The sequence below is a fragment of the Pseudarthrobacter oxydans genome (assembly GCF_030812335.1).
GTDB lineage: Bacteria > Actinomycetota > Actinomycetes > Actinomycetales > Micrococcaceae > Arthrobacter > Arthrobacter oxydans_B.
The window spans coordinates 76621-97662 of sequence record NZ_JAUSSN010000011.1; the positions used below are offsets into that span (position 1 = coordinate 76621).

17 protein-coding genes are annotated in these 21042 nt (G+C 66.3%); 10 read left to right on the forward strand and 7 right to left on the reverse strand.

What is annotated here, in order from left to right:
- Nucleotides 1-39: 39 nt before the first annotated feature.
- Nucleotides 40-753: an SDR family oxidoreductase gene (locus J2W14_RS17390; protein ID WP_307464823.1), complete on the forward strand. Its 714-nt coding sequence runs from the start codon at nt 40-42 to the stop codon at nt 751-753.
- Here the strand turns inward: J2W14_RS17390 and J2W14_RS17395 are convergent.
- On the reverse strand, nt 719-1876 hold the full coding sequence (locus tag J2W14_RS17395) for a glycosyltransferase family 9 protein (RefSeq protein WP_307464825.1): 1158 nt from the start codon (nt 1874-1876) through the stop codon (nt 719-721). The genes J2W14_RS17390 and J2W14_RS17395 overlap by 35 nt on opposite strands.
- A 353-nt stretch (nt 1877-2229) precedes the next feature.
- Here J2W14_RS17395 and rfaE2 point away from each other — a divergent pair, with 353 nt between their 5' ends.
- Nucleotides 2230-3771, forward strand: a complete 1542-nt coding sequence (rfaE2, locus tag J2W14_RS17400) for a D-glycero-beta-D-manno-heptose 1-phosphate adenylyltransferase (protein WP_307464827.1) — start codon at nt 2230-2232, stop codon at nt 3769-3771.
- Nucleotides 3772-3869: 98 nt separating this feature from the next.
- Here rfaE2 and J2W14_RS17405 read toward each other — a convergent pair whose 3' ends face one another.
- Nucleotides 3870-4778, reverse strand: coding sequence for an SRPBCC family protein (locus tag J2W14_RS17405; RefSeq protein WP_307464828.1), 909 nt, complete (start codon nt 4776-4778; stop codon nt 3870-3872).
- 108 nt (nt 4779-4886) lie between these two features.
- Entirely contained in the window at nt 4887-5618 is a 732-nt protein-coding gene (locus tag J2W14_RS17410; protein ID WP_307464830.1) for a hypothetical protein, read from the reverse strand.
- 233 nt (nt 5619-5851) lie between these two features.
- Here J2W14_RS17410 and arfB point away from each other — a divergent pair, with 233 nt between their 5' ends.
- Both arfB and J2W14_RS17420 read left to right on the forward strand, forming a co-directional pair.
- Nucleotides 5852-6274 carry an alternative ribosome rescue aminoacyl-tRNA hydrolase ArfB gene (gene arfB / locus J2W14_RS17415; protein ID WP_307464832.1) on the forward strand — a complete coding sequence of 141 codons (423 nt, stop codon included), beginning with the start codon at nt 5852-5854 and terminating at the stop codon, nt 6272-6274.
- A gap of 1418 nt (nt 6275-7692) precedes the next feature.
- Entirely contained in the window at nt 7693-8136 is a 444-nt protein-coding gene (locus J2W14_RS17420; RefSeq protein ID WP_307464834.1) for a hypothetical protein, read from the forward strand.
- A 1453-nt stretch (nt 8137-9589) separates the two neighbouring features.
- Here the strand turns inward: J2W14_RS17420 and J2W14_RS17425 are convergent.
- Both J2W14_RS17425 and J2W14_RS17430 read right to left on the reverse strand, forming a co-directional pair.
- On the reverse strand, nt 9590-10285 hold the full coding sequence (locus tag J2W14_RS17425) for a hypothetical protein (RefSeq protein WP_307464835.1): 696 nt from the start codon (nt 10283-10285) through the stop codon (nt 9590-9592).
- 284 nt (nt 10286-10569) lie between these two features.
- Nucleotides 10570-11991, reverse strand: coding sequence for an FAD-binding oxidoreductase (locus J2W14_RS17430; RefSeq protein ID WP_307464837.1), 1422 nt, complete (start codon nt 11989-11991; stop codon nt 10570-10572).
- Between the two features lie 300 nt (nt 11992-12291).
- On the opposite strand from J2W14_RS17430, the gene J2W14_RS17435 reads away from it, so the two are divergent.
- Nucleotides 12292-13128, forward strand: a complete 837-nt coding sequence (locus J2W14_RS17435) for an alpha/beta fold hydrolase (RefSeq protein WP_307464838.1) — start codon at nt 12292-12294, stop codon at nt 13126-13128.
- Here the strand turns inward: J2W14_RS17435 and J2W14_RS17440 are convergent.
- The gene (locus tag J2W14_RS17440) at nt 13113-15527 is read right to left on the reverse strand and encodes an excinuclease ABC subunit UvrA (RefSeq protein WP_307464840.1); all 2415 of its coding nucleotides are present in this window, start codon (nt 15525-15527) and stop codon (nt 13113-13115) included. The two genes, J2W14_RS17435 and J2W14_RS17440, sit on opposite strands and share 16 nt — an antisense overlap.
- Nucleotides 15528-15660: 133 nt before the next feature.
- Here J2W14_RS17440 and J2W14_RS17445 point away from each other — a divergent pair, with 133 nt between their 5' ends.
- The 3 genes from J2W14_RS17445 to J2W14_RS17455 are packed head-to-tail and all read left to right on the forward strand — an operon-like array spanning nt 15661 to nt 18712.
- The gene (locus J2W14_RS17445; RefSeq protein WP_307464841.1) at nt 15661-16881 is read left to right on the forward strand and encodes a type III polyketide synthase; all 1221 of its coding nucleotides are present in this window, start codon (nt 15661-15663) and stop codon (nt 16879-16881) included.
- A gap of 48 nt (nt 16882-16929) precedes the next feature.
- Entirely contained in the window at nt 16930-17586 is a 657-nt protein-coding gene (locus tag J2W14_RS17450; protein ID WP_370871343.1) for a class I SAM-dependent methyltransferase, read from the forward strand.
- Nucleotides 17579-18712, forward strand: a complete 1134-nt coding sequence (locus tag J2W14_RS17455; protein ID WP_307464845.1) for an FAD-dependent oxidoreductase — start codon at nt 17579-17581, stop codon at nt 18710-18712. The genes J2W14_RS17450 and J2W14_RS17455 overlap by 8 nt, the downstream gene beginning before the upstream one ends.
- Nucleotides 18713-18774: 62 nt before the next feature.
- Here J2W14_RS17455 and J2W14_RS17460 read toward each other — a convergent pair whose 3' ends face one another.
- Nucleotides 18775-19185 carry a nuclear transport factor 2 family protein gene (locus J2W14_RS17460; RefSeq protein ID WP_307464848.1) on the reverse strand — a complete coding sequence of 137 codons (411 nt, stop codon included), beginning with the start codon at nt 19183-19185 and terminating at the stop codon, nt 18775-18777.
- 71 nt (nt 19186-19256) lie between these two features.
- Here J2W14_RS17460 and J2W14_RS17465 point away from each other — a divergent pair, with 71 nt between their 5' ends.
- Together J2W14_RS17465 and J2W14_RS17470 are read left to right on the forward strand one after the other, a co-directional pair.
- Nucleotides 19257-20357, forward strand: coding sequence for a hypothetical protein (locus J2W14_RS17465; RefSeq protein ID WP_307464849.1), 1101 nt, complete (start codon nt 19257-19259; stop codon nt 20355-20357).
- Between the two features lie 9 nt (nt 20358-20366).
- Nucleotides 20367-21029 carry a peptide deformylase gene (locus tag J2W14_RS17470; RefSeq protein ID WP_307464852.1) on the forward strand — a complete coding sequence of 221 codons (663 nt, stop codon included), beginning with the start codon at nt 20367-20369 and terminating at the stop codon, nt 21027-21029.
- The last annotated feature ends 13 nt before the right edge of the window (nt 21030-21042 follow it).

Consider the following 21042-nt stretch of genomic DNA (forward strand, 5'->3'; position numbering starts at 1 on the left):
GTCCGGCAAGACGCAGCCCGGGAAAATGAAAGGAACATCATGAAAAGATTTACGTCACCCGCCCTGCCCGGTGCCGGCCGCGTGGTGGTGAGCGGAGGGGGATCCGGACTCGGCGCCGCCGTCGTGGACGCCGTCCTTGGGGCCGGCGGCACTCCGTTCGTCCTCGACCGCGATGTCCGGAACGTGTCCGCGGCGAAGGCCATCGAGGTGGATGTCGCGGACCGTGCGGCGGTGGTGGCAGCGGTCACGCAGGCGGCGGAGGCTCTGGGCGGGCTGGACGCCGTGGTGACGGCGGCAGGGATTGACCGGTGCGGAAAGCTGGAGGACGTCCCCGCCGACGACTGGGAACAGGTGATCTTTGTCAATCTTCTCGGAACGGTCTCCGTTGTTCGGGCGGCCCTGCCCTACCTGAAGGCTTCGGGGGGCCGCGTGGTCACAGTGGCCTCCACCCTCGGTAAGCGGGCGTTGCCGGAGGCTTCTGCGTATTGTGCGTCCAAGTTTGGCGTGATCGGGTTCAGCCAGGCGCTTGCGGCGGAAACCGGTGCGGAGATCGGGGTGACCACTCTGATTCCGGGCGGCATGAAGACGCGGTTCTTCGATGACCGGGCCGCGCAGTACAAACCCCAGGACGATTCGCGGCTGAACGATCCCGTGAGGGTCGCCCAGGCAGTGATGTTCGCGCTGTCGCAGCCTCCCGGCTGCGAGATCCGTGAACTGCTCATCTGCCACGCGCAGGAGGATTCGTGGCCGTGAACGCCCGCACATCCCGGTAGACGTCGGCCGCGCTGATCCCCGCCAGGAGGGACGAATCGTGCTCGCAGCGGGCAGCCGTCCAGCCCACTTGGGTGATGTCAGCGCCGCATTCAGGGCACCGGGTCGCCCAGGAGAGGTGGATGCGGTGCAGGCTGCGGCCCAGCGGGCCGGCGTTGATGAGGTTTCCCACCCAGTACAGGCTAACGGTCGGAATGCCAAGGGCCTGGGCCAGGTGCCGGGGGCCGCTGTCATTGCCCACGAGTACATCGCAGCTGTCCAGCAGCGCCGCCAGCGTCCCGAGGCCGAACCTGCCGGCCAAGGAAACGACCCGTTCCGACCCGGCGGCCGCCACGACCTCGCCCGCCAGTTGCCGCTCGTCTGCGGTGCCGACGACCACTACACGGCACCCATCGGCGGCGCAGGCCGCGGCGACTTCGCCAAAGCGTTCCGCTGGCCAGCGGCGGCGGGGGTCCGTGGCCCCGGGATGGATTGCCACAACGGGAGTTCCTGGACTGTCATCCTGGCGATGCAGTAGCCCGTCGAGCTGGCCGGCGGTCCTCTCCAGCGGCCGAAGCCGGGCTTCGAGCATGACCGGGGGAGCGCCTGCCAGCCCCGCTACTTCCAGCCCCCGGAGCGGTTCGTGCTGGAAGTAGAGATACGGCACGCTCCGTTCCAGTGGCGCAGCATCTGCCGTCCTTGACCCGACGGTGTGGCGGGCCCCCAGCCGCAGCAGGAACGGATTCGAAAACCGCCCCCCGCCGTGGAGCTGAACGGCCAGGTCGAAGTTTTCACGCTGTAGGGAAGCGACGAACGCCTCAATCGCGGACGGGTCTTCCAGTCCCGGCCGGATGCCCTCTGTTATGGGCAGGACCCGTACATCGCCGACTGGACCCTCGGCGTGACCAAGAAGTTCGGCGTGCCCGGGGGATCCGAGCAGTGTGACATGAGCCCCGGGGTAGGCCGCGGCAAGCGCAGAGACGGCGGGCAGGGCAAACAGGAGATCCCCCAGCCCTCCGCCCCGCAGCACGGCGATCTTCAAGACGTCCGGGAACTTCTCGAGAACAGGGCCGACGCCCCAGCCCTGGATGCTTGCCCCGCCGAATTCCGCCCTGAGGTCTTCCACCCAGCAGTCCTGTCCGTCCGATGCCCATGTGGTCGGCCCACCCTAAATCCCTGCGCCGTGGTTTGGCTAGCACCAGGCGGCGCGACGGTGCCGCGGGGATCCGACTTGTCGGCGGACCCCTCCCGCAAGGTCGATGGCACCCGGCGCGGGGTGTAGAAGCCGCCGTGTGGGGGTAAGAGTCTGCATATGGGGCCCTGTTGCAGGATCGCAGTCCCGGCGGAGGCCCGCCGTGCCAACCGCTTTATGGCGGCCATACCGGGAGGGAATCACATGTCAGCGATAGTCCAGAGTGGCCGCGGTGCCCCGGCGGAAATGCTGAGTACCTTCAATCACCGGCCCGGCTGGGGCATACTATGAGCCGCCCACAACAGCATGACAACGACGCCCTCCGGGCCAGTCTGAGGCAACAGCGCGGCCTGACCGGATGGCTGCCTCGCCAGCTGGCGGCGATGAAGCCGTCCATCGCCGTTGTCGGCGATCTGATGCTCGACGGGTGGTGGTCCGGGTCGATCGACCGGCTCTGCCGGGAAGCGCCGGCCCCGGTGGTGGAAATCGGCCAGCGGCGCTTCGCCCCCGGCGGAGCCGCCAATACGGCCATGAATCTCGCCGCCCTTGGGGCGAAAGTGCGACTCGCCGGGATCACCGGGTGTGACGACGCCGCGGCGGAGCTGCTGGGCCAGCTGAGGGATGCCGGCGTGGACACTACCTATGTGCAGCAGATTCCCGCCGCGGTCACGACCACCAAAATCCGCATCTGCAGTAACGGCCAAGTACTGGTCCGGATGGACGATGTTCAGCACGGCAGCTCGGCGGAGGCCCTGGACCTGCTGGCGCTGTCCATCCCGGAGGTACTGCTGGACCAGCAGGCCGTGGTGGTCTGCGATTACGGCGCCGGAACGCTCAACGGACCGGTCCGGAGCAGACTGGTGGATCTTCTTCCGGGACGCTCGGATGTGCTGGTGGTTGTGGACGCACACCGGCCGCAGGTCTGGGCCGGGGTGAAACCTGACCTGGCTACTCCGAACGCCATGGAAGCGGCTGACATGCTTGGCCTGAAATTCGACGCCGAAACAAACCGGACGGCAGTGGTCGCGGGTCATCGCCAGGAACTACTTGACGCGGCAGGAGCTGATGCTGTGGTTGTCACACTGGACCGGGAAGGTGCTGTCCTGCTGCCCAGGTCCGGGGACGTCCACCGAACCTGGGCGCGGCCGGTCCAGGAAAAGCAGGCCTCCGGGGCCGGTGACACCTTCGTCGCGGCACTGACGCTTGCTCTGGCGACGTCGTTGCCCCTGACCACCAGCGTGGACCTGGCCCAGGCTGCGGCGGATATCGCAGTTCACCGTCCGGGGACCTCCGTGTGCAGCACGGACGACCTCTGCCGGCATCTGGAGGGCTTCGTTGACACCGCCGTCGACGCCGATGAGCTCGCGACACACATCCGACGGCACCGGGAGGAGGGACACCGGATCGTCCTGACTAACGGCTGCTTCGATGTCCTGCACCGAGGCCACACCCGATATCTCAACCAGGCAAAGCAACTGGGCGACGTTCTGGTGGTGGCGCTCAACAGCGACGAATCCGTCCGTCGGCTCAAAGGCCCTGGACGCCCCATCAACAACATCACGGACCGCGCTGCCGTGATCGCCGCGCTCAGTTGTGTGGACTACGTCACCGTCTTCGACACGCCCACGCCCATTCCCCTGATCCAGAAGATCCGGCCGGAGATCTACGCCAAGGGGGGCGACTACACTCCCGAGATGCTGGCGGAAACGGCCGCCGTGGAGGACTACGGGGGCCGGGTCGCCATTCTCGATTACGTCGCGGATCAGTCCACGACTGCGGTTGTGGAGCGGATCCGCAACGGCAACGGCGAACCCAACAGCGGGGACTGACCTGAGTGCCGGTCCCACGTCCGGCCCGAGACGCCCGGTCAAGAGTCCGGCCCGGCGGTTCGTAGGAACAGCCGGGCCGGGCATTAAGTCCGAATGGGTCAGTGCTGGCCCAAGCTTCCTCCGGCCGGAGGGATAGGGCCGGGCCGGTCGCCCAGGCCCCGCTCGCGCTCGCCCTCGCTGGTGGTATCGCTCAGGGCTGTCCCGTCGGATTCGCCTTCGGTGTCAACCAGGCCGTTCGTCTGGTCGAAGGGCTTCGCGTCGGAGCGTCCGACCGTTTCGTCCGCGGGACGGGCCGTGTCGTAAGGAAGTCCCTCGCCGGGGAAGACGCTGCCCGCGGTGCCGGTGGGAGGCACACTTGCCGGCGGCGTGGTGTGGACGGCGCCGGGTGCCGGGTCGTCGGCGGGTTCCTGATGCCGTGTTGCGGCCGCCACCCCTGCGGCGGCCGCGGCCGCGAGTCCGACGCCGGCAACTACTTTGCCGGAGACCCCGGCTTTGCCGCTGTCGCCCCGGGAACCGGCTGCCGCATCAACGCCAGGCGTGCCCGCATGGGCCCCCTCGCTCACGGTTCCGCGCCAGGCGCCTGTCGCGTAGCCCTCATCTTCGATGAAGGTCTTGAACCGGTTCAGGTCGTTCTCGGCCTGTTTGTCCACGACGTTGAGCTTGTCGCCTACTTTTTCGACCATGCCTTCGGGCTCATATTCGAGGGAGAGCTGGACTGAGGTCTGCCCGCCGCCGAGGTCCTCGAAGGACACCGACCCCGCGTTGGTGGCGCCCTCGGTCGCGGCCCACGACACCTTCCGGTCCGGTATCTGCTCCAGGATTCGAGCCTGCCACTGCCGGCGTACTCCCGCGATTTCCGCCACCCACTCAAGGCGGTCGTCGCTGAGCTGCTTGACGCTCTTCACTCCGCCCATGAAGTGGGGAAACTCTTCGAACTGGGTCCACTGGTTATAGGCCACGCTCACCGGAACGTTAACCAGGATCCGCTTTTCAACCTTGGTGCTCACGATGTCTCCTTTGACTGGATTCGGGAACTGACGAGAGACCAACTAAATCGTCAGTATGCTTACCATATCTGCTGGGAGGCGCTCAGGCCAGAGGAGACGTGGGGGTTTTCAACCGCCCGGCGTGGCCGAAGCGCCGGAGGATGCGGCCGCCTGCAGCGGAAGCTTCAGTTTGGACGTCGCGATGGCACTGTCCATTACCACCCGCGTCAGCACGCCAAGGTCGAAGTGTCCCTTGGCCATCGCAAACAGATTCTGGATGGCGATGCCGTAGGCTACCGGCCATTGCTCCGGGTGGGGTGCAGCCTGTCGAACCGAGGGCTGCAAGGAGTCCCAAAGGACCAAATAGCTGCGCGGCGTCCCACTGGCATTGGTTCCCGGAGCGAAACGCGGCACACCGAAGTCAGCCCCGCCCAGGGTGCTCACACTGTGACGGAAAAGCTCGTTGAGGTCTGGCACCTGGCCGCCGTGCTGATTGGCTGCCCCCGCCACCAGACCCCAGACGGAGTACTTGGATTCTGCGAGCGGACGATTGATGGCATCTCCCACGTAGTACTCGTCCCCGTTGGCGCCACCCACGGTCATTACGGAGAGCCCCTGGTACTCCGCGGCGCCCGAGTTGAGCCCTTGCAGCGCCGCGATCTGGCACGCGCGCCCGGCCAGCGCACCAAGCGCGGTCGCCAGGGATTCGACGTGAACGCCACGTTCATCCTTCATGGTCCCAAGCAGCCGCTCAAGGATGATCCGGCCGCCGAGCTGGGCTCCCGCCAACGGGTCGCTGGCGGCAACGGCCGGGGCACCGTCGTGCGGCCCGTCGTTTTTCCGGCTGAACTTTCCGAACATGTTGTCCCCCAACGAGAAGGCCTACCGGGCGGTCACTGGTTGATGCGGTAGACGAATATCCAAGCAATCGAGCCAGCATATGCCGTCAGGAGGACACGATCCAGATATCGGGCCGTGTTGACCCGCGGTGACGGGCGGGACGTCCGTGAGGCACGGGACCGATGTGGTCCGGCGCTGTGAGCCTGCCGGCGGGTGGGGATTTGTTCGCGCCCATAGTGTGCAACGCTGGTTGTATGGATCTGGAGGTGTCGCCCGCGCTCACGATTCCGGCGTCGGAACTCGGCTGGCGGTTCTCGCGGTCCTCCGGTCCCGGCGGTCAACACGTCAACACGTCGGACAGCCGCGTTGAACTTTCGTGGAACGTCGTCGGCTCCGCGGCGCTTTCGGAAGACCAGCGGCTGCTGCTGGTCACGCGTCTCGGAGGACGTCTCGTCGCCGGGGTGATCACGGTGACCGCCTCGGAGCGGCGCTCTCAACTGCGCAACCGTGAGGTCGCCCTGGCCAAGCTCGCCGGTCTCGTGGCAGACGGGCTCGCTCCCGAACCTGCCCGACGCCGTGCGACCAAACCTACCCGGGGCTCGAACCGACGGCGTCTCGCCGCAAAGGAGCAGCGGTCGGCGACAAAGCGGCAACGGCAGCGGCCGTCCGCCGAGTAGCGCCATCGAGCCGGCAGTATTGCGGCCGGGGGGCCGCGGAACTCTTGCAGACGTGAGCGCCGGGGGAGTGGTGATATGGACTCGCATCTTGTGGTTCAACAGTCTCTGGCGGTGGGGGAGTTTCTGCGGCAGCAGCAACGGGCCGTCCGACTCCGCGAGGCACTTGACTTTTTTTCCTGACAATCAAGGCTATATTTCCCAGGGATCAAACCCTAAGCTGGGCCCCACATTCCTCGACCCGGGAGGCTCCTGTGCATCTGTCAGATAGAACCGCCACGACCGCTCAAGCCCGTCACCTGCAAGAGGCGCTCCTGGAGCGTCTGGAGAAAGGCAGGGAATGGGCGACGCCCGCCGTCGAATCCGCCCTCCGCCGCGCTCTGGCGGGGGTTGACAGCGGAATTGATGTGGCATCGCCGCGACTGCAAGCCAGCTTGAGGGCTATTGCCGAAGAACTGGCCGGGGGAGTTGAGACGGTCACCCCCAGACTCCATGAGGGTATCGCGCGGATCATTGCCGATGGCACGCCGCCGGCTTCCACGAGAAAGCACCCAGGGAAAGCGTGGTGGGTTGCCGGCGCTGCCGTGGCGGCTGCGTTGAGCGGGCTGGCAATTTGGCGCGCGTTTCGAAGGCCCGAACCATCGGGAGATCCCAAGCGCCCCTCAGGCACCGAAGACCGCCCGGACCAGATGGGACCTAACCCGCCAAGCCCCCCACACTCGGCGCCCCCGTCCCGCACCTGACATATTGCAGCCCACGTGCAGGGACCTCGGCCGGGGTGCTTCTGATCTCAATGTCGCCTGAATGGAGGCTGAAGCCCCACGGGGGAGAGGTTGCGGCTCCGGATGCTGTCGGCGTAGGCACGCCGCCTGGGACCTCTTTCCAAATGAGGTGGTCTCACCCGCGGCGTTCTTGTGCGCCGTCTTCTCCATGGCGCAGGAAGGCCAGTCCTAGATCTCCGCCCAACTACAGGGGCGGATCAGGGGCGGATGCGGTGCTCCGCGCACGCACTTCCATGGCCTATCTGATCCTGGTCCCGCGGGCCGGGGCTAACCGAGGGGAGGGCGCGTCCATGGGCCGTAGGCCCGCAGACTCCTCAACGGAATTAGATCTACTGGTAACCGTGCATATTCGGCTTCGAACTATTCGGCCCGGTGACCGGCATAGTTCGTGGGCAGCGCTCGCCTGGGTAACACCAGACGAATATGAAACAAAAGCAGTGTCGCCCTTGTGGCCGGAAACACGGTAACCCCGACTCCAACCGTTGCAACCGGGTCGGGCAAATCCGACGGATATGAATCACGAAAAATCATGACTGGAGTAATGACAGGAAGCACTCCTGACTGTGATGATAGTCGTGGCTCGGCCTCACTGGCTGGAGTTCAATGGGGCTGGCACTTCGCTAGCTTGGGAGGATTTGCATGTTTAGAGTCGAAAAAACCGAGGACAGTCTGGTGCCTCGAGTCGCAGATGCCGACGCCGGTGTATATCTCGAATGGTTAGTAACAGGCAGCCGTTACACCACCGAAGTTTTCGAGCTGGTAAATGCTAGTGGGGGAATTCCTTTTACTACCTCGAGAGAATACGGGGTAGATCCTGAAACCGGACGCAAGTCTACCTTGTTCAAATTCATTAGTTTCGGCAGCGCCCCTAGAGCTCAAAGTAGAGCGGAACATCTCGTCAATCGTACGTTTAAAGATGATGACGAAAGGCGATATTGGATGAGGATTGCAACGGAAGCACTGCTAGTCTTCGGAACTTCCTTCAATGGCTTAGAGGCGCCGTATAGCGGATTTACGCGGGTCGAAATGAATGGGCGGAGCTATACTCTTGGAGATTTCGGCTACACGCTAGACCCGAAATAGAACGTTACGGGTCGAACGTGGGGGGAGTGGCTGATTTAGACTAAATACAGCATTTAGGGAAGACTGCTTCAGGTGCAGCAATCACGGTTCAAGCGGGAACTGCACATATCGCTCCGAGTCCTATGCGGCCCTGCAGTTCCCGCTTAGCTGTCGGTTTCCCGTTTGCTGCCCGTCGGCTATTAGAAATACATACCGAATATGGACGCCACGTAAGCAAGGAGCAGTACGTATCCGAGTGCGAAGGTCGTTTGGTAGGGCCATCGAGTGCGGCGAAGTTCCGGTTCACCTACTGAGTGCTGAGCGGCCGTCCGGGGGCGGACCGCCCGAATTGGAGGCAGCTGGACTCGAAAGATGCTCACAGCGAAAACTTGGAGGCTTGCGGCCGCGTAGGCCAGCAAGGGCTGGCCGAGGAAACCGGTGACGGCAGGAAGCAGGAGTTCCACTCCGATGGCTACCACGTTCACTGCCAACTGGAGCCGTTCGAAGAAGTGATCCGCTCGGGATCCTTCCTTGATGGGGAACCGATAGCGTCCGGCTATGCAGACTGCCACTGAAGCAAGGACTATGGCCAGCAGTATCAAAAACCGTTCCATCTGGGTCACCTCCGGCTAGCCGTCGGGGCAGCGCGCTCATGGATACGGGGATCGCAGTGCACTCCAATGAGGTCCCCGCGCACTAGCAGCCACGTCCCCAGGTAGGAGCCTTGCAGATCACCCGTCACGAGACCGACCTTAGTTGTTCGCAGACCCACCATGCGGCAACCGAGGTCAGGCTCGTCAGGATCCCAGAGGAGTCAGACGCGCACCACCTGCGTAGCCGGCCATTGGGACACCGGCGTCGGCGGCGTGTTTGTGAATGACTTGGTAGCAGTACCCAGGTTCTGCATATTCTGCAAGTTCTTCAATCGGATCACTTCTACTTGACATAATGTTGATTATCGGCGTTTAAACGACGGGGTAGAAGTGGATGCCACGGGCGGTGAATGTCCCTTCTGATTCCAGATGTCAGTTTTCGCATTGAACCTGTCAGTGTGCGGATTCTGGGAGATTCTCACTTAAGTTCCCAGCGTGGTTCGTAGTTGTCGAGTACGACCTGCTCGCATGTGGGCTTTGGGAGTCTGCTGGAGCGGGATTTCCTGATGCTTGCCGACTACAACAGCAGCGTTGTCGGCATCGCGTCCCAACCGTTTGTTGTGCTGGCCTAAAGGGTCCAGGGATGCCCGTGGAACGCGAGATGGCCTTGAAGAATCTCGCCACCAATCGCATCCGACGACTTCCCGTGGCCGATCTGTTGATCGACGTCTCTTACTTGCGGGACGGTCCCCGACGCTTCCCTCTCTGGACAACGGGGCTGCTCTGGAGACACTCCCCCGGCTGGATCAGGAATGTTTCGTTCCTCGCCAACGGTCCGGTTCAGGTGGCCTTTCTACAAACCGAGGCGTTGAACTGCCCCCTTAGTCAGTACTTCCGCCCAGCACATCCACGTGCACGTGGTCGAGGTGACGCAGGATCTCGTTGCCGGGGTCAGGTGCGGCGTAGTCCTGCCATTGCCCCCGAGAGCTGTGCGCGCTCCAGAACCGGTCGTCGAAGATGACGTACTGGATGTCCAGGTCCTCGGCATGGGCGACGAGCCAGTGGGCCAGTATCCACCCCTCACGCCGGTTCTCCTCCGTCACCGGGCGGAAGAAGATGTCGATCGCCCGGCCGTCATAGTGCGTCGAGTCCGCTCCGTGCCCCTGTCCGACGCCGCCCGGGGCGAACCCGCCCAGGCTCTGTTCACCGAACACTTCGGTCATGGCTTCGCGCAACTGCTCGGCGCGCGGCGTCAGGCCGGTGACACTCAGCTGCTCTTCCTGGAGGTCGCCGGAGCCTGAGCCCTGGCATGTCAGGCTGGCACCAGCGTCTTCGGGTGGCCCGTCGGCCAGCCGCTGCAACACCGCCCCGTCGATGCCGGAAGTGTCCGGGGTCTCCAGCCCTCGGGCCACGAGCGCTACTGTCGTCGTGGCCAGTTGCGCCTCCTCACGGCGGAGCTTGAACTCTCCCTCCGAAGTTTCGACCGTGCATGCCGGGCCCCCGCGCAGCGGACCGTCCTCGGCGCGCAAGCCGCTGAGCAACCCTGGTCCGAGGAGCACCAGCGTTGAAGCGAGCATCCCGAGCAGGAGAAGGCGCAAGAGCGGCCGGATTGCGCGGCGCCAGCCTCTAGGCGTTGCGCCGCTGGTCATCACGGGTGCAGACGTGTACGCCGCACGCAGGCCTCGTGGGTGCGGGTACGGGCCAGGGCCGATTCGAGGAGTTCAGCGCCAATCACGGAGGTCTTGCCTAAGATGGCGCCCCTTTCGTTCATAGCGATGCTCCAGTTGTGGCAGAGGAAGGGACTGTTGAAGGTTACCTGACGGCCGGCTACCGGTCCCCGGTACGCGCCTGCCTGGCTGTTTCAGGCGGAGGTCGGCACGATGTTGTGGTTGAGGCGGAAAAGGTTGTGCGGGTCGAAACGGTTCTTCAGTGCCACCAGCCGGTCATATGTGTCCGGCCCGTAGGCCTCACGCCCGGCTTCGATGATGTCTTGTCCGGCTTCTGCACCGAGGAAGTTGACGTACTGGCCGTGCTCGCCGAACGGCTGCATGAGAGTGTAGGCGTTCCGGGCGAATGCGCTCAGCCGCTCGTCCTCTGCCGGGTCGGTCCAGAATCCGTAGATGTTCAGCCAGTACTTCGCCGAGCGGTTGGGAAACGCTGTGGCCTCCTCCGGCACGCGCCCGAAGGCCCCTTCCATGTGGTGGATATCGATCCCGGTCCCGAACCAGGTCACCTCGGAGGCGAAACCGACCAGAACGTCGACGGCGTCTTCGTCCATCCGGGAGAATGACAGGTTTTTCCAGTACCCCCGGGCGCCCTTGGGAAAGACGCTGTCCATGGCAGACTGCCACTCCAGCCAGGCGGTCGGCGCGACTTCCTCTTCGTCCGGGGGCGCGGCGGCGCGCAGCTGCTCGATCAGCTCGAGCCCGGGCTGGAGGTTCTCCGAAGCCCAGGCAAAGCCGATGATCATCCACGGCTCCTCCCCCATCTCGAAGTCCGGCGGGAGCACCAGGAAGGAGATGATCGGGTTCATTTCCTCGGGGAGATCCTGCGTCCACCGGGCGAAAGCGCTCAGCGCGCTCTTCCAACGGGTCGGGCGGTAGAAGAAGTTTCCACCCAGTACGGCAGCCGGCAGCGGCCGGGCGCGGAAGGTGAAGGAGGAGACCACCCCGAAGTTCCCGCCCCCGCCGCGCAACCCCCAGAACAGCTCGGGGTTGTCCTGTTCGCTGGCGTGCAGGTGCTCTCCGGTGGCGGTGATGACATCGGCGGAGACCAGATTGTCCAGGCTCAGCCCGTTGGAGCGGGTCAGCCAGCCCACGCCTCCGCCGAGGGTCAGCCCGGCGACCCCGGTGGCGCTGATCACGCCAAGCGGCACGGCCAGTCCGTGAGTGGTGGTGGCCCGGTCCACGTCTGCCAGGGTCGCCCCGGGTTCGACGGTCACGAGCCGGTTTTCCACATCGACTTCCACACCGCGCAACTGGCCAAGATCCAACACGAGGCCGCCGTCGACGGTGCCGTGGCCGGCAATATTGTGCCCGCCCCCGCGAACGGCAAGCGGCAGGCCGGTGCGCCGGGCCGTGTGAATGACGGGATCAATGTCTCCGACGGCTCCCGCGCGGATTACCGCCCGCGGGCGCACGTCGATCATGCCGTTCCATACTGCCCGGGCCTCGTCGTACAACGGATCCTGTGGTTCGATCACCGACCCCGCCAGTTGCCCGCGCAACTCCTCCAGGGCGCGGTCCTCTTCGCCGGCCTGCTCCTCCTGATGCAATGTGCTCATCGGTCTGCTGCCTCCGTGCCAGGGGGGTTGGTACCCCAGGTCCAATAGTGGAATTGATCTCGCCGGGGTCGGCGGTGCAGGGCGATACGTCCAGCCGCCAAGGCACTGGAACAGCTCGCGGTGTCCACAGTATAGATTCGCCCGCGGCGCCGGACAACGGGCAGCAGGCAGCCGCGCCTAGGCACCCCGCGCACAGAAGAGTAAATTACGAATTGACTGCGAGGCGGGCTGCCGAGTGGGGGCTGGTGCCGGCAGCGGCAGGAACGTTCAGCGGCGGCCGGGCGAGACAGGAGGGCCGGAGTGGGCCGGTACGTGAATGCCGGGGAACTTGAAATCTGGACTGAGCAGGTCGGCGAGGGGCCGGATGTACTGCTGATCGGCGGGCTGGGGGACACTGTCGAGTCCTGGCAGTTCCAACTGGACGGGCTGGCGGACCGCTACCGGATGACAGCGTTCGATAACCGGGGTGCGGGCCGCACGGCCATGCCGGCGGGGCAACCGACGGTCGAGGCGATGGCGGACGACGCGGCCGCAGTGCTGCAGGGCCTCAACATCTCCTCAGCGCATGTTGCAGGGTTCTCCGGCGGCAGCATCATCGCCCAGGAGCTTACTCTCCGGCACCCGAAGCTGGTACGAAGCCTGGTGCTGCAGAGCACTTGGCCCGGAATGGACCAGTATATGAAGACGCTCGCCCGGTCCATCCACTGGCAGGCCAAGCTGGCACCGGACGCACGCGCTTTCCTGGAGTTCTTCTTCCTGCTCGTCTACACCCCACGGGCACACAACAGCGGAATGGTAGGCCAGATCATCGAGGACGCCCTCGCCTTCCCGCATCAGCAGTCCACCGAGGATTTCCTGAAGTTCCTGGACGCGTTCGTGGTCCACGAAACGGGAAGCCGGTTGGGCCAGATCAACGCGCCCACCCTTGTCCTTGCCGGCGGAGTGGATCCCATGACCAGGCCGGAACTGGGTGAGGCCGTGGCCCGTCGCATACCGGGCGCACATTTCGAGGTCCTGCCGCTGGAATCCCACCAGCCCTTCCAGGAGATCCCGGACGACTGGAATGCGCGCGTGGACGAGTTCTGGCAGGAGACGGCGAGGCTGAGCACACAGAGACCCGGTCACCGCGCGACGTAAGCCGCCAGGTGCTCGCCGGTGAGGGTGCTGCGGCCGGCGATCAGCTCGGCCGGTGTCCCCTCGAAGACGATCCGGCCGCCGTCGTGGCCGGCGCCCGGGCCGAGGTCGATGATCCAGTCGGCGTGCGCCATGACCGCCTGGTGGTGTTCGATGACGATGACCGACTTGCCGGAGTCCACAAGTCGGTCGAGAAGGCCCAGCAGATTCTGGACATCGGCCAGGTGCAGGCCGGTAGTGGGCTCATCGAGGACGTAGACATCACCCTTCTCGGCCATCTGGGTGGCCAGCTTGACCCGCTGCCGCTCGCCGCCGGACAGAGTGGTCAGCGGCTGTCCCAGGGTCAGGTAGCCCAGCCCGACGTCCACGAGCCGGTCGAGGATCTTGTGCGCCGCCGGCGTCTTCGCCTCGCCGGCACCAAAGAACGCCTCGGCCTCGGTCATCGACAAGGCCAGCACTTCGGCGATGTTGCGGCCGCCCAACTGGTATTCAAGGACTGACGCCTGGAACCTCCGGCCCTCGCAGTCCTCGCAGGTGGACTCGACGGTGGCCATAACACCCAGTTCGGTGAAAATGACGCCCGCGCCGTTGCAGGTGGGACAGGCGCCTTCCGAATTGGAGCTGAACAGGGCCGGTTTCACGCCGTTGGCCTTGGCAAACGCCTTGCGGATCGGCTCAAGAAGGCCGGTGTACGTCGCCGGGTTGCTGCGCCGGGACCCCTTGATCGCCCCCTGGTCGATCACCACCACGCCGTCCCGGCCGGCGACCGAGCCCTGGATCAGCGAGCTCTTGCCAGACCCGGCCACGCCGGTGAGCACGCACAGCATCCCGAGCGGGATATCGACGTCGACATCTTTGAGGTTGTGTGTCGAGGCACCTCGCACCGCGAGCGTCCCGGACGGTTTACGCACCGATTCCTTGACCCTCGCCCGGTCATCGAGGTGGTGTCCGGTGATGGTGTCACTCCCCCGCAGGCCCTCCACGCTTCCCTCAAAGCAGACGCGGCCGCCCTCGGTGCCGGCGCCGGGGCCAAGGTCAATGACGTGGTCGGCGATGGCGATGGTCTCCGGCTTGTGCTCGACGACGAGCACCGTGTTGCCCTTGTCGCGCAGCTGCAGCAGGAGCCGGTTCATCCGCTCGATGTCATGCGGGTGCAGGCCGATCGTCGGCTCGTCGAAGACGTAGGTGACGTCCGTGAGGGACGAACCGAGGTGCCGGATCATCTTGGTGCGCTGGGCCTCTCCCCCGGACAGTGTGCCCGCCGGCCGGTCCAGTGAGAGGTAGCCGAGTCCGATTTCGGCAAACGAGTCGAGCAGGTGCTGCAGGCCCTTGAGGAGCGGCGCGACCGACGGCTCGCTGAGCCCGCGGACCCACCCGGCCAGGTCGCTGATCTGCATCTCGCACAGCTCGGCGATGTTCTTGCCCTGGATCTTCGAGGACCTGGCCTCCGGGCTCAGCCGCGTGCCGTCGCACTCCGGGCAGGCCTGGAACGTGATGGCGCGCTCCACGAACGCCCGGATGTGCGGCTGCATCGCGTCGACGTCCTTGGAGAGCATCGATTTCTGGATCTTCGGGATCAGGCCCTCGTAGGTCAGGTTGATGCCCTCGACCTTGATCTTGGTCGGCTCCTTGTAGAGAAGGTCGTGCATTTCCTTCTTGGTGAAATTCGCGATCGGCTTGTCCATGTCGAAGCCGGCGCCGCTGAAGATGCGGCCGTACCAGCCGTCCATGCTGTAGCCGGGGATCGTCAGGGCACCTCCGGCGAGTGACTTGCTGTCGTCGTAGAGCGCCGTGAGGTCGAAGTCGGAGACGGCGCCCATGCCCTCGCAGCGCGGACACATCCCGCCCAGGTAGACGGCGTTTTGGACAACGCTTTTCTCCACCCTGCCGCCCTTCTCGGTGCTCATCACCCCGCTGGCCTTCCGCGTGGGGACGTTGAAGGAGAACGCCGTGGGGGGCCCCACATGCGGGGAACCCAGCCGGCTGAAGAGGATCCGGAGCATCGCGTTGGCGTCCGTGGCGGTACCCACCGTGGACCTGGGGTTCGCGCCCATCCGCTCCTGGTCGACGATGATCGCCGTCGTCAGCCCCTCCAGGAAGTCGACATCCGGCCGAGACAGGTTGGGCATGAACCCCTGGACAAAGGCGCTGTAGGTCTCGTTGATCATCCGCTGCGACTCAGCGGCGATCGTGGCGAACACGAGCGAGCTCTTGCCCGAGCCTGAGACCCCCGTGAACACCGTCAGCCGGCGTTTCGGGATCTCGATGCTGATGTCTTTGAGGTTGTTCTCGCGGGCGCCCTGCACACGGATCAGATCGTGGCTGTCGGCAACATGCAGCGCACGCGGCTGCCTGTCCGGCTGCGCATCCGGCTGCGTGTCCGACGTCGTAGCCATGCTCATCGTGTCTCCATCTCTTGGGCGGGGCCGCGTCCGCGGTCTCCGCCGGCGTCGTCTGGCTCTATCTAACCAGCTTCGAGCCCGCAGCCGCAGGCGAATCCATTGTCTTCTGCGCCGACCTCACTGAGAATGAACCATGACGGTCTACCTGAGGTCCCTGGAAACTGCTGTCCCGCCCACTGTCCTGATCCAGACGGAGGCACGGGACGTTTTCGCGGCCCAGCCGGGGCTCACCAGGCTAGGCACCCGTCTGGTCAGCACGTGCTTTGATTCCGCCGCGATCGACACCCGCCATACGGCCGTCGCGGAACTGACAAAGAACCACCAGGCCGAGAACCCGCGGTTTTTCAACGCCGGCACGGGGCTGCTCCTGAGCCCCAGCACCAAGGTCCGCAACGACATTTTCGCCACCGAAGCCACCAAACTCTTCATTGAGGCAGCACAGAAAGCCCTGGACGCCTGTCCCGGGATCACTTCCCTGGACATCACCCACCTCGTCACGGTGTCCTGTACCGGGTTCTTCAACCCCGGCCCGGACTACAAAATCGTCCGGGCCCTCGGCCTGGATCCCGCCGTGCAGCGCTACCACCTCGGATTCATGGGCTGTTACGCGGCGTTCCCCGCCCTGCGGGCGGCAAAGTCCTTCTGCGAGGCCGATCCCGACGCCGTCGTCCTGGTCGTATGCGCCGAACTTTGCTCATTGCACGTCCGGACCTCGAACGACCCGGACACCATCATGGGCTCGGCATTGTTTGCCGACGGCGCGGCCGCTGCCCTCGTCACCGCCCAGGAGCGCCCGGACGAACCGGCACTCCTGCAGTTGGACCACTTCGAGACCGTCCTGACCCCGGTCGGCGAGGAATCCATGGCGTGGAACATCGGCGATGAAGGCTTTGAGATGGTCCTGGGGAACTACGTCCCGCACATCATTGATGACCACATCATCGGCGCCCTGGAACCGCTCCTCTCCCGGGAGGGCGCCCTGCAGGGACTCCCCTACCGCGACATCCGGCACTGGGCCATCCACCCCGGCGGCCGAAGCATCCTGGACAAGGTCCAGTCAAGGCTGGAGCTGAGCGACGAGCAGCTGGTCCCGGCCCGTGAGACCCTGCGCAACTACGGGAACATGAGCAGCGCCACCGTGCTCTTCGTGCTCCGGCACATCCTTGATCTGCCGCCGGCGGAGGGTGAGGACGACGGGGCGGAACGGATCTGCTCCATGGCGTTCGGGCCAGGGCTGACGGTGGAAACTGCGCTGTTCACCAAGCTCAGCAGCCCGCGCCGTGAAGACGCGCCAACGCTGGGCGGGGATGCGGCGAAGGCGGAGTCCGCCCAGCCGGAATCGGCCCTGGCCTGAGACCCGGTGCACCTGCTGCGGGAACGTGCGGCGCACGCCGTCGAGGAGATGGACCTGCCCGGCTGTGATCCGGTCCGGCTGGACCGAACCTATGCCCAGTTCGCGCTCGTGAACCGGGCCGTCTCCGGCTGGCGCGGCATCTACCGGAGCCAGCTCAGGCCACGCCTCCGGAAGGGTCCCGCGACGTTGCTGGACATCGGCTGCGGCGGCGGCGACGTGCCGGTGATGCTGTCCCGCTGGGCCGCCCGGGATGGGCTCCAGCTGGAGATCACGGCGATCGATCCGGATCCGCGCGCCAGCCGCTTCGCTGCCGAACGGCACCGGGGCGCAGGCGTGACGTTCCGTCAGTCCACGGCAGCCCAGCTCGCCGGCGAAGGTCTCAGCTTCGACCTCGTGGTGTCCAACCACGTGCTGCACCATCTGCCCGAGGACGAACTCCCGGCGTTCCTGGCCGAGTCCGCCGGGCTCTGCCACGGCAGGGTCATCCACAACGACCTCCGGCGCAGCCCGGCCGCCTATGCCCTCTTCTTCGCCGGCTCCTGGCCCTTCACCGGCTCGTACATCAGGCAGGATGGCCTCACGTCGATCCGCCGCAGCTACACCTCCGCCGAACTCCGGGCGTCCGCTCCCCCGGGCTGGACCGTCATCCGCCGCACCCCCTTCCGCAACCTGCTGGTCCTCGACCGGGACAGGGCTCATGGCTGACGTCCTGGTGATCGGCGGCGGCCCGGTGGGGCTGTTCATGGCCGCGCTGCTGCTCCAGCACGGCGTGAGCGTGCGCGTCCTGGAACAGCGCACCGGCGCCGAACCGCACTCCCGGGCCATCGGCATCCATCCCCCGTCGCTGGACGCGCTGCAGGGCATCGGCGTGGCCCCGGCCATGGTGGCCGAAGGGGTCCCGATCCGGCGCGGCATCGCCGTCGGCGGCGGCCGGACGCTCGCCCGGATGTCCTTTGCCGGGGTCTCAGAGGGCTTCCCGTTCGTCCTTGCCCTGCCACAGTCCCGCACCGAAGCGGTCCTAGAGCAACGCGTCCGGCAGCTCGACCCGGACGCCGTGCACCGCGGCGTTCGGGTCACGGGGCTGCACGACGACGGCGGCCGGGTCACCGCGGACGCCACCGCGGGCGGCTCGGCGGTCCGCTACACGGCGGCCATTGCCATTGCCGCCGACGGTGTCCGGTCCACGGTTCGGCCGCTGCTCGGGACGGCCGTCCGTGCGAAGGATTACCGGGACAGCTACCTGATGGGCGACTTCGCGGACACAACCCGGTTCGGTCCGGACGCGGCCCTGTTCCTGGAATCCGCGGGGATAGTGGAGTCCTTCCCAATGCCGGGGGCGTTGCGGCGCTGGGTGGTGCGCCTCGCGGACCCCGGGGACGGCGGGGACGCCGGCTGGCTCGTTCAAACGATCAGGGAACGCACCGGAATCGACGTCGATCCCGCGAGCAACAGCATGCTGAGCCGGTTTGGCGTCCGGACCCGGCTGGTACGCAGGATGGTGACGGGCCGGACCGTGCTGATCGGCGACGCCGCCCACGAGATCAGCCCGATCGGCGGGCAGGGCATGAACCTGGGCTGGCTGGACGCCGCCGCCCTGGCTCCTTTGGTTCTCGCGTCGCTGGACGGCTCGGACGTGGGGGCGGCGCTACGGAACTTCGAGACCCGCCGCACGGCCGCGGCCGCCCGGGCGGCACGCCAGTCAGAAATCAACATGGCACTGGGCCGTCCCCTGACCGCCGGGCAGTGGGCCGTGCGGAACCGTGCCGTGGCGGCGGCCGCCGCCGTGCCCGCCGTCAACGGGTTCGTGGCCCGCCGGTTCACCATGCAGTAACCGGCGACGGCGGAACGCCGCACACCGCTGGAACGACGGCACCGCCCGAACGACGGCCCGGCTCAGGCAGGCGGGGGCATGAAGTAGCAGTCGTAGCTGTCCTGGCTGACGACCCGGCCGTCCCGGACTTCAAAGACGGACGCGACCCTGGCCCGGATGACCTCACCGGCGTCCCAGTGCGGCAGGTCCATCAGCAGGGTGGCGCTCCACTCGGCCTCCACCACCACACGGCTGCCCTCACACGTCGTGCGCCGCACCACGAACCGCTGCCCGGAGACGACGTCCTGCGTTGCATCCGCCCCGGCCAGGGCCTCGTCCCGGTTCCTGGTTGCACCGGACGGAGCCAGCAGATGCGGCGCCTCGCTCAGGGTGTAGTCCCGGGCCAGGAGCGGGGCGATCTCCGCCGCACCGCCGCCGCCCTCGATAGCGCGCAGCAGCGCGAGGACGCAATCCAAAGGGGCCTGTGAAGTCATGGAACGAGACTATCCGAACGCACCGGCAAGGCCGCGCCCGCACGGGCCTGCGCCCGGAATACACTGGCCCCATGGGCCGCTTCCCCCCGCTCCTGCGACGCCCGGCCGGCGCGAACCGTCACTCCCTGGTCCCCGGATTGGCCGCCAGACTGGCCGCCGCCGGCGCCGCCCTCGCCCTGACCGCCTCCTGCAGCGCCGGTGCATCCGGAACGGGCAGTTCGACCGGCACCGGCAGTTCGACTGGAACCGGCAGTCCGTCGGGCACGCCGACGCCGACGGCAGCGGCCCCGGTCACCGCGGTCATCAATCAGCTCCGCGACAACTACAGCCAGCAGATCATCGCCGTGCAGTTGACCAACAACACCGCCGGGCCGCTGACCGTGCTCAGCGCCGCCGTGACCAGCCCGCTCTTTGCCGGCCCCATCGAGTGGCAGCCGGCGCCCGGCGGCATCGAGCTGCCGCCGGGCCAAACCAAGATCCTGCCGGCACAACTGCGCGCCCCCGCATGCGGAATCCGGACGGCGCCGGCGAACAGGGGCGCGGCCGTGGAACTCCGTATTGCACCGTCCAGCGGCCCCGGTCCCGGTCCCGCCATAGCCGGGCCCGCCACAAGCGTGCCCGCCACAACGGTGCCGGCCACAGCCGGCCACGCCACAACGGTGCCGGCCGCAGCCGGCCCTGCCATAACGGTGCCCGCTGCTGATCCCTATGGGGTGCTGGAACGGAACAACGCGGAAATGTGCCTGGGCCAGGCGGCCGCTGCGGTCGCCGGGCTGCGGCTGGAACCGGAACTCGAGGTCGCTGCCGACGCGCAGAGCGCCGTGCTGACACTTGCCATCACGCCGCGGAGCACCCCCGGGGCCGTGAATCCCGGTTCAACCGCGACCCTGACGATCAACCGGATCGACGGGACCACCTTGCTCGAAGAGGACCCAAGCGCCCCCTGGCCGCGCTCCGTCTCGGTGCACGCTGGCGGCGCCAGCCAGCAGTTCCGGCTGGGGATCCGGCCGGCACGCTGCGATCCGCACGCCGTCGCGGACGACAAAGTGGGCACCCTGCTGCCGTTGCGGGTGTCCGCGGGCGGGCGGGACGGCGTCCTGAAAGTCGACGCCGGAGCGCTGCTGCGTGGACGCATCTACGAGTTCATTACAACGGCTTGCGGACGCCAGTAGTCTGTTGCCATGTTCCCTGACGCCAAGCCCACTGACTTCAGCGCCGCCCGCATCCATGAAACCGTCCAGCAGGTGCTCGCTGCCGGAGTGCTCCCCGCCATTGTCCAGGCCGGGCATCCGGTGTTGCGCCAGCTAGCCGCGCCTTTCGACGGGCAGTTGAGCGGCGCCGAACTGGGCCAACTGATCGACCTGATGCGCAGCGTGATGCACAAGGCGCCCGGCGTGGGCCTGGCGGCGCCCCAACTCGGCATTCCGCTGCAGCTCGCCGTGCTCGAGGACCAGTTCGACGTCGATCCCGAGGTCGCCGCCGCCCGCGGACGGGAGCCGCTGCCGTTCTTCGCCATGCTCAACCCCTTCTACCAGCCGACGAACGCCTCCACTGTGGCGTTCTATGAAGGGTGCCTCTCCGTCAACGGACTTCAGGCCGCCGTGAACCGGCCCGAGTCGGTGCGGCTGGATTTCACCGCGCCGGATGGAACCAGGCAGCAGCGCGAATTCACGGGCTGGCAGGCCCGGATCGTCCAGCACGAAACCGACCACGTGCACGGCATCCTGTATCTGGACCGGGCCGAGCTGCGCTCTATCAGCAGCAACGCCGAATACTCCGCACGCTGGGCGCAGCCCGACATCAGCCTTGCCCGGAAGGAACTTGGGTTCCTCCCGGGCCCGTGACACTCCGGCCGCT

Coding starts and splice junctions, on each gene's coding strand:
- J2W14_RS17425 (WP_307464835.1), bottom strand. CDS start 10,285: ATGCTCGCTTCAACGCTGGTGCTCCTCGGACCAGGGTTGCTCAGCGGC.
- J2W14_RS17450 (WP_370871343.1), top strand. CDS start 16,930: ATGGACCTGCCCGGCTGTGATCCGGTCCGGCTGGACCGAACCTATGCC.
- rfaE2 (WP_307464827.1), top strand. CDS start 2,230: ATGAGCCGCCCACAACAGCATGACAACGACGCCCTCCGGGCCAGTCTG.
- J2W14_RS17465 (WP_307464849.1), top strand. CDS start 19,257: ATGGGCCGCTTCCCCCCGCTCCTGCGACGCCCGGCCGGCGCGAACCGT.
- J2W14_RS17440 (WP_307464840.1), bottom strand. CDS start 15,527: ATGAGCATGGCTACGACGTCGGACACGCAGCCGGATGCGCAGCCGGAC.
- J2W14_RS17455 (WP_307464845.1), top strand. CDS start 17,579: ATGGCTGACGTCCTGGTGATCGGCGGCGGCCCGGTGGGGCTGTTCATG.
- J2W14_RS17470 (WP_307464852.1), top strand. CDS start 20,367: ATGTTCCCTGACGCCAAGCCCACTGACTTCAGCGCCGCCCGCATCCAT.
- arfB (WP_307464832.1), top strand. CDS start 5,852: ATGGATCTGGAGGTGTCGCCCGCGCTCACGATTCCGGCGTCGGAACTC.
- J2W14_RS17390 (WP_307464823.1), top strand. CDS start 40: ATGAAAAGATTTACGTCACCCGCCCTGCCCGGTGCCGGCCGCGTGGTG.
- J2W14_RS17420 (WP_307464834.1), top strand. CDS start 7,693: ATGTTTAGAGTCGAAAAAACCGAGGACAGTCTGGTGCCTCGAGTCGCA.
- J2W14_RS17445 (WP_307464841.1), top strand. CDS start 15,661: ATGACGGTCTACCTGAGGTCCCTGGAAACTGCTGTCCCGCCCACTGTC.
- J2W14_RS17430 (WP_307464837.1), bottom strand. CDS start 11,991: ATGAGCACATTGCATCAGGAGGAGCAGGCCGGCGAAGAGGACCGCGCC.
- J2W14_RS17410 (WP_307464830.1), bottom strand. CDS start 5,618: ATGTTCGGAAAGTTCAGCCGGAAAAACGACGGGCCGCACGACGGTGCC.
- J2W14_RS17460 (WP_307464848.1), bottom strand. CDS start 19,185: ATGACTTCACAGGCCCCTTTGGATTGCGTCCTCGCGCTGCTGCGCGCT.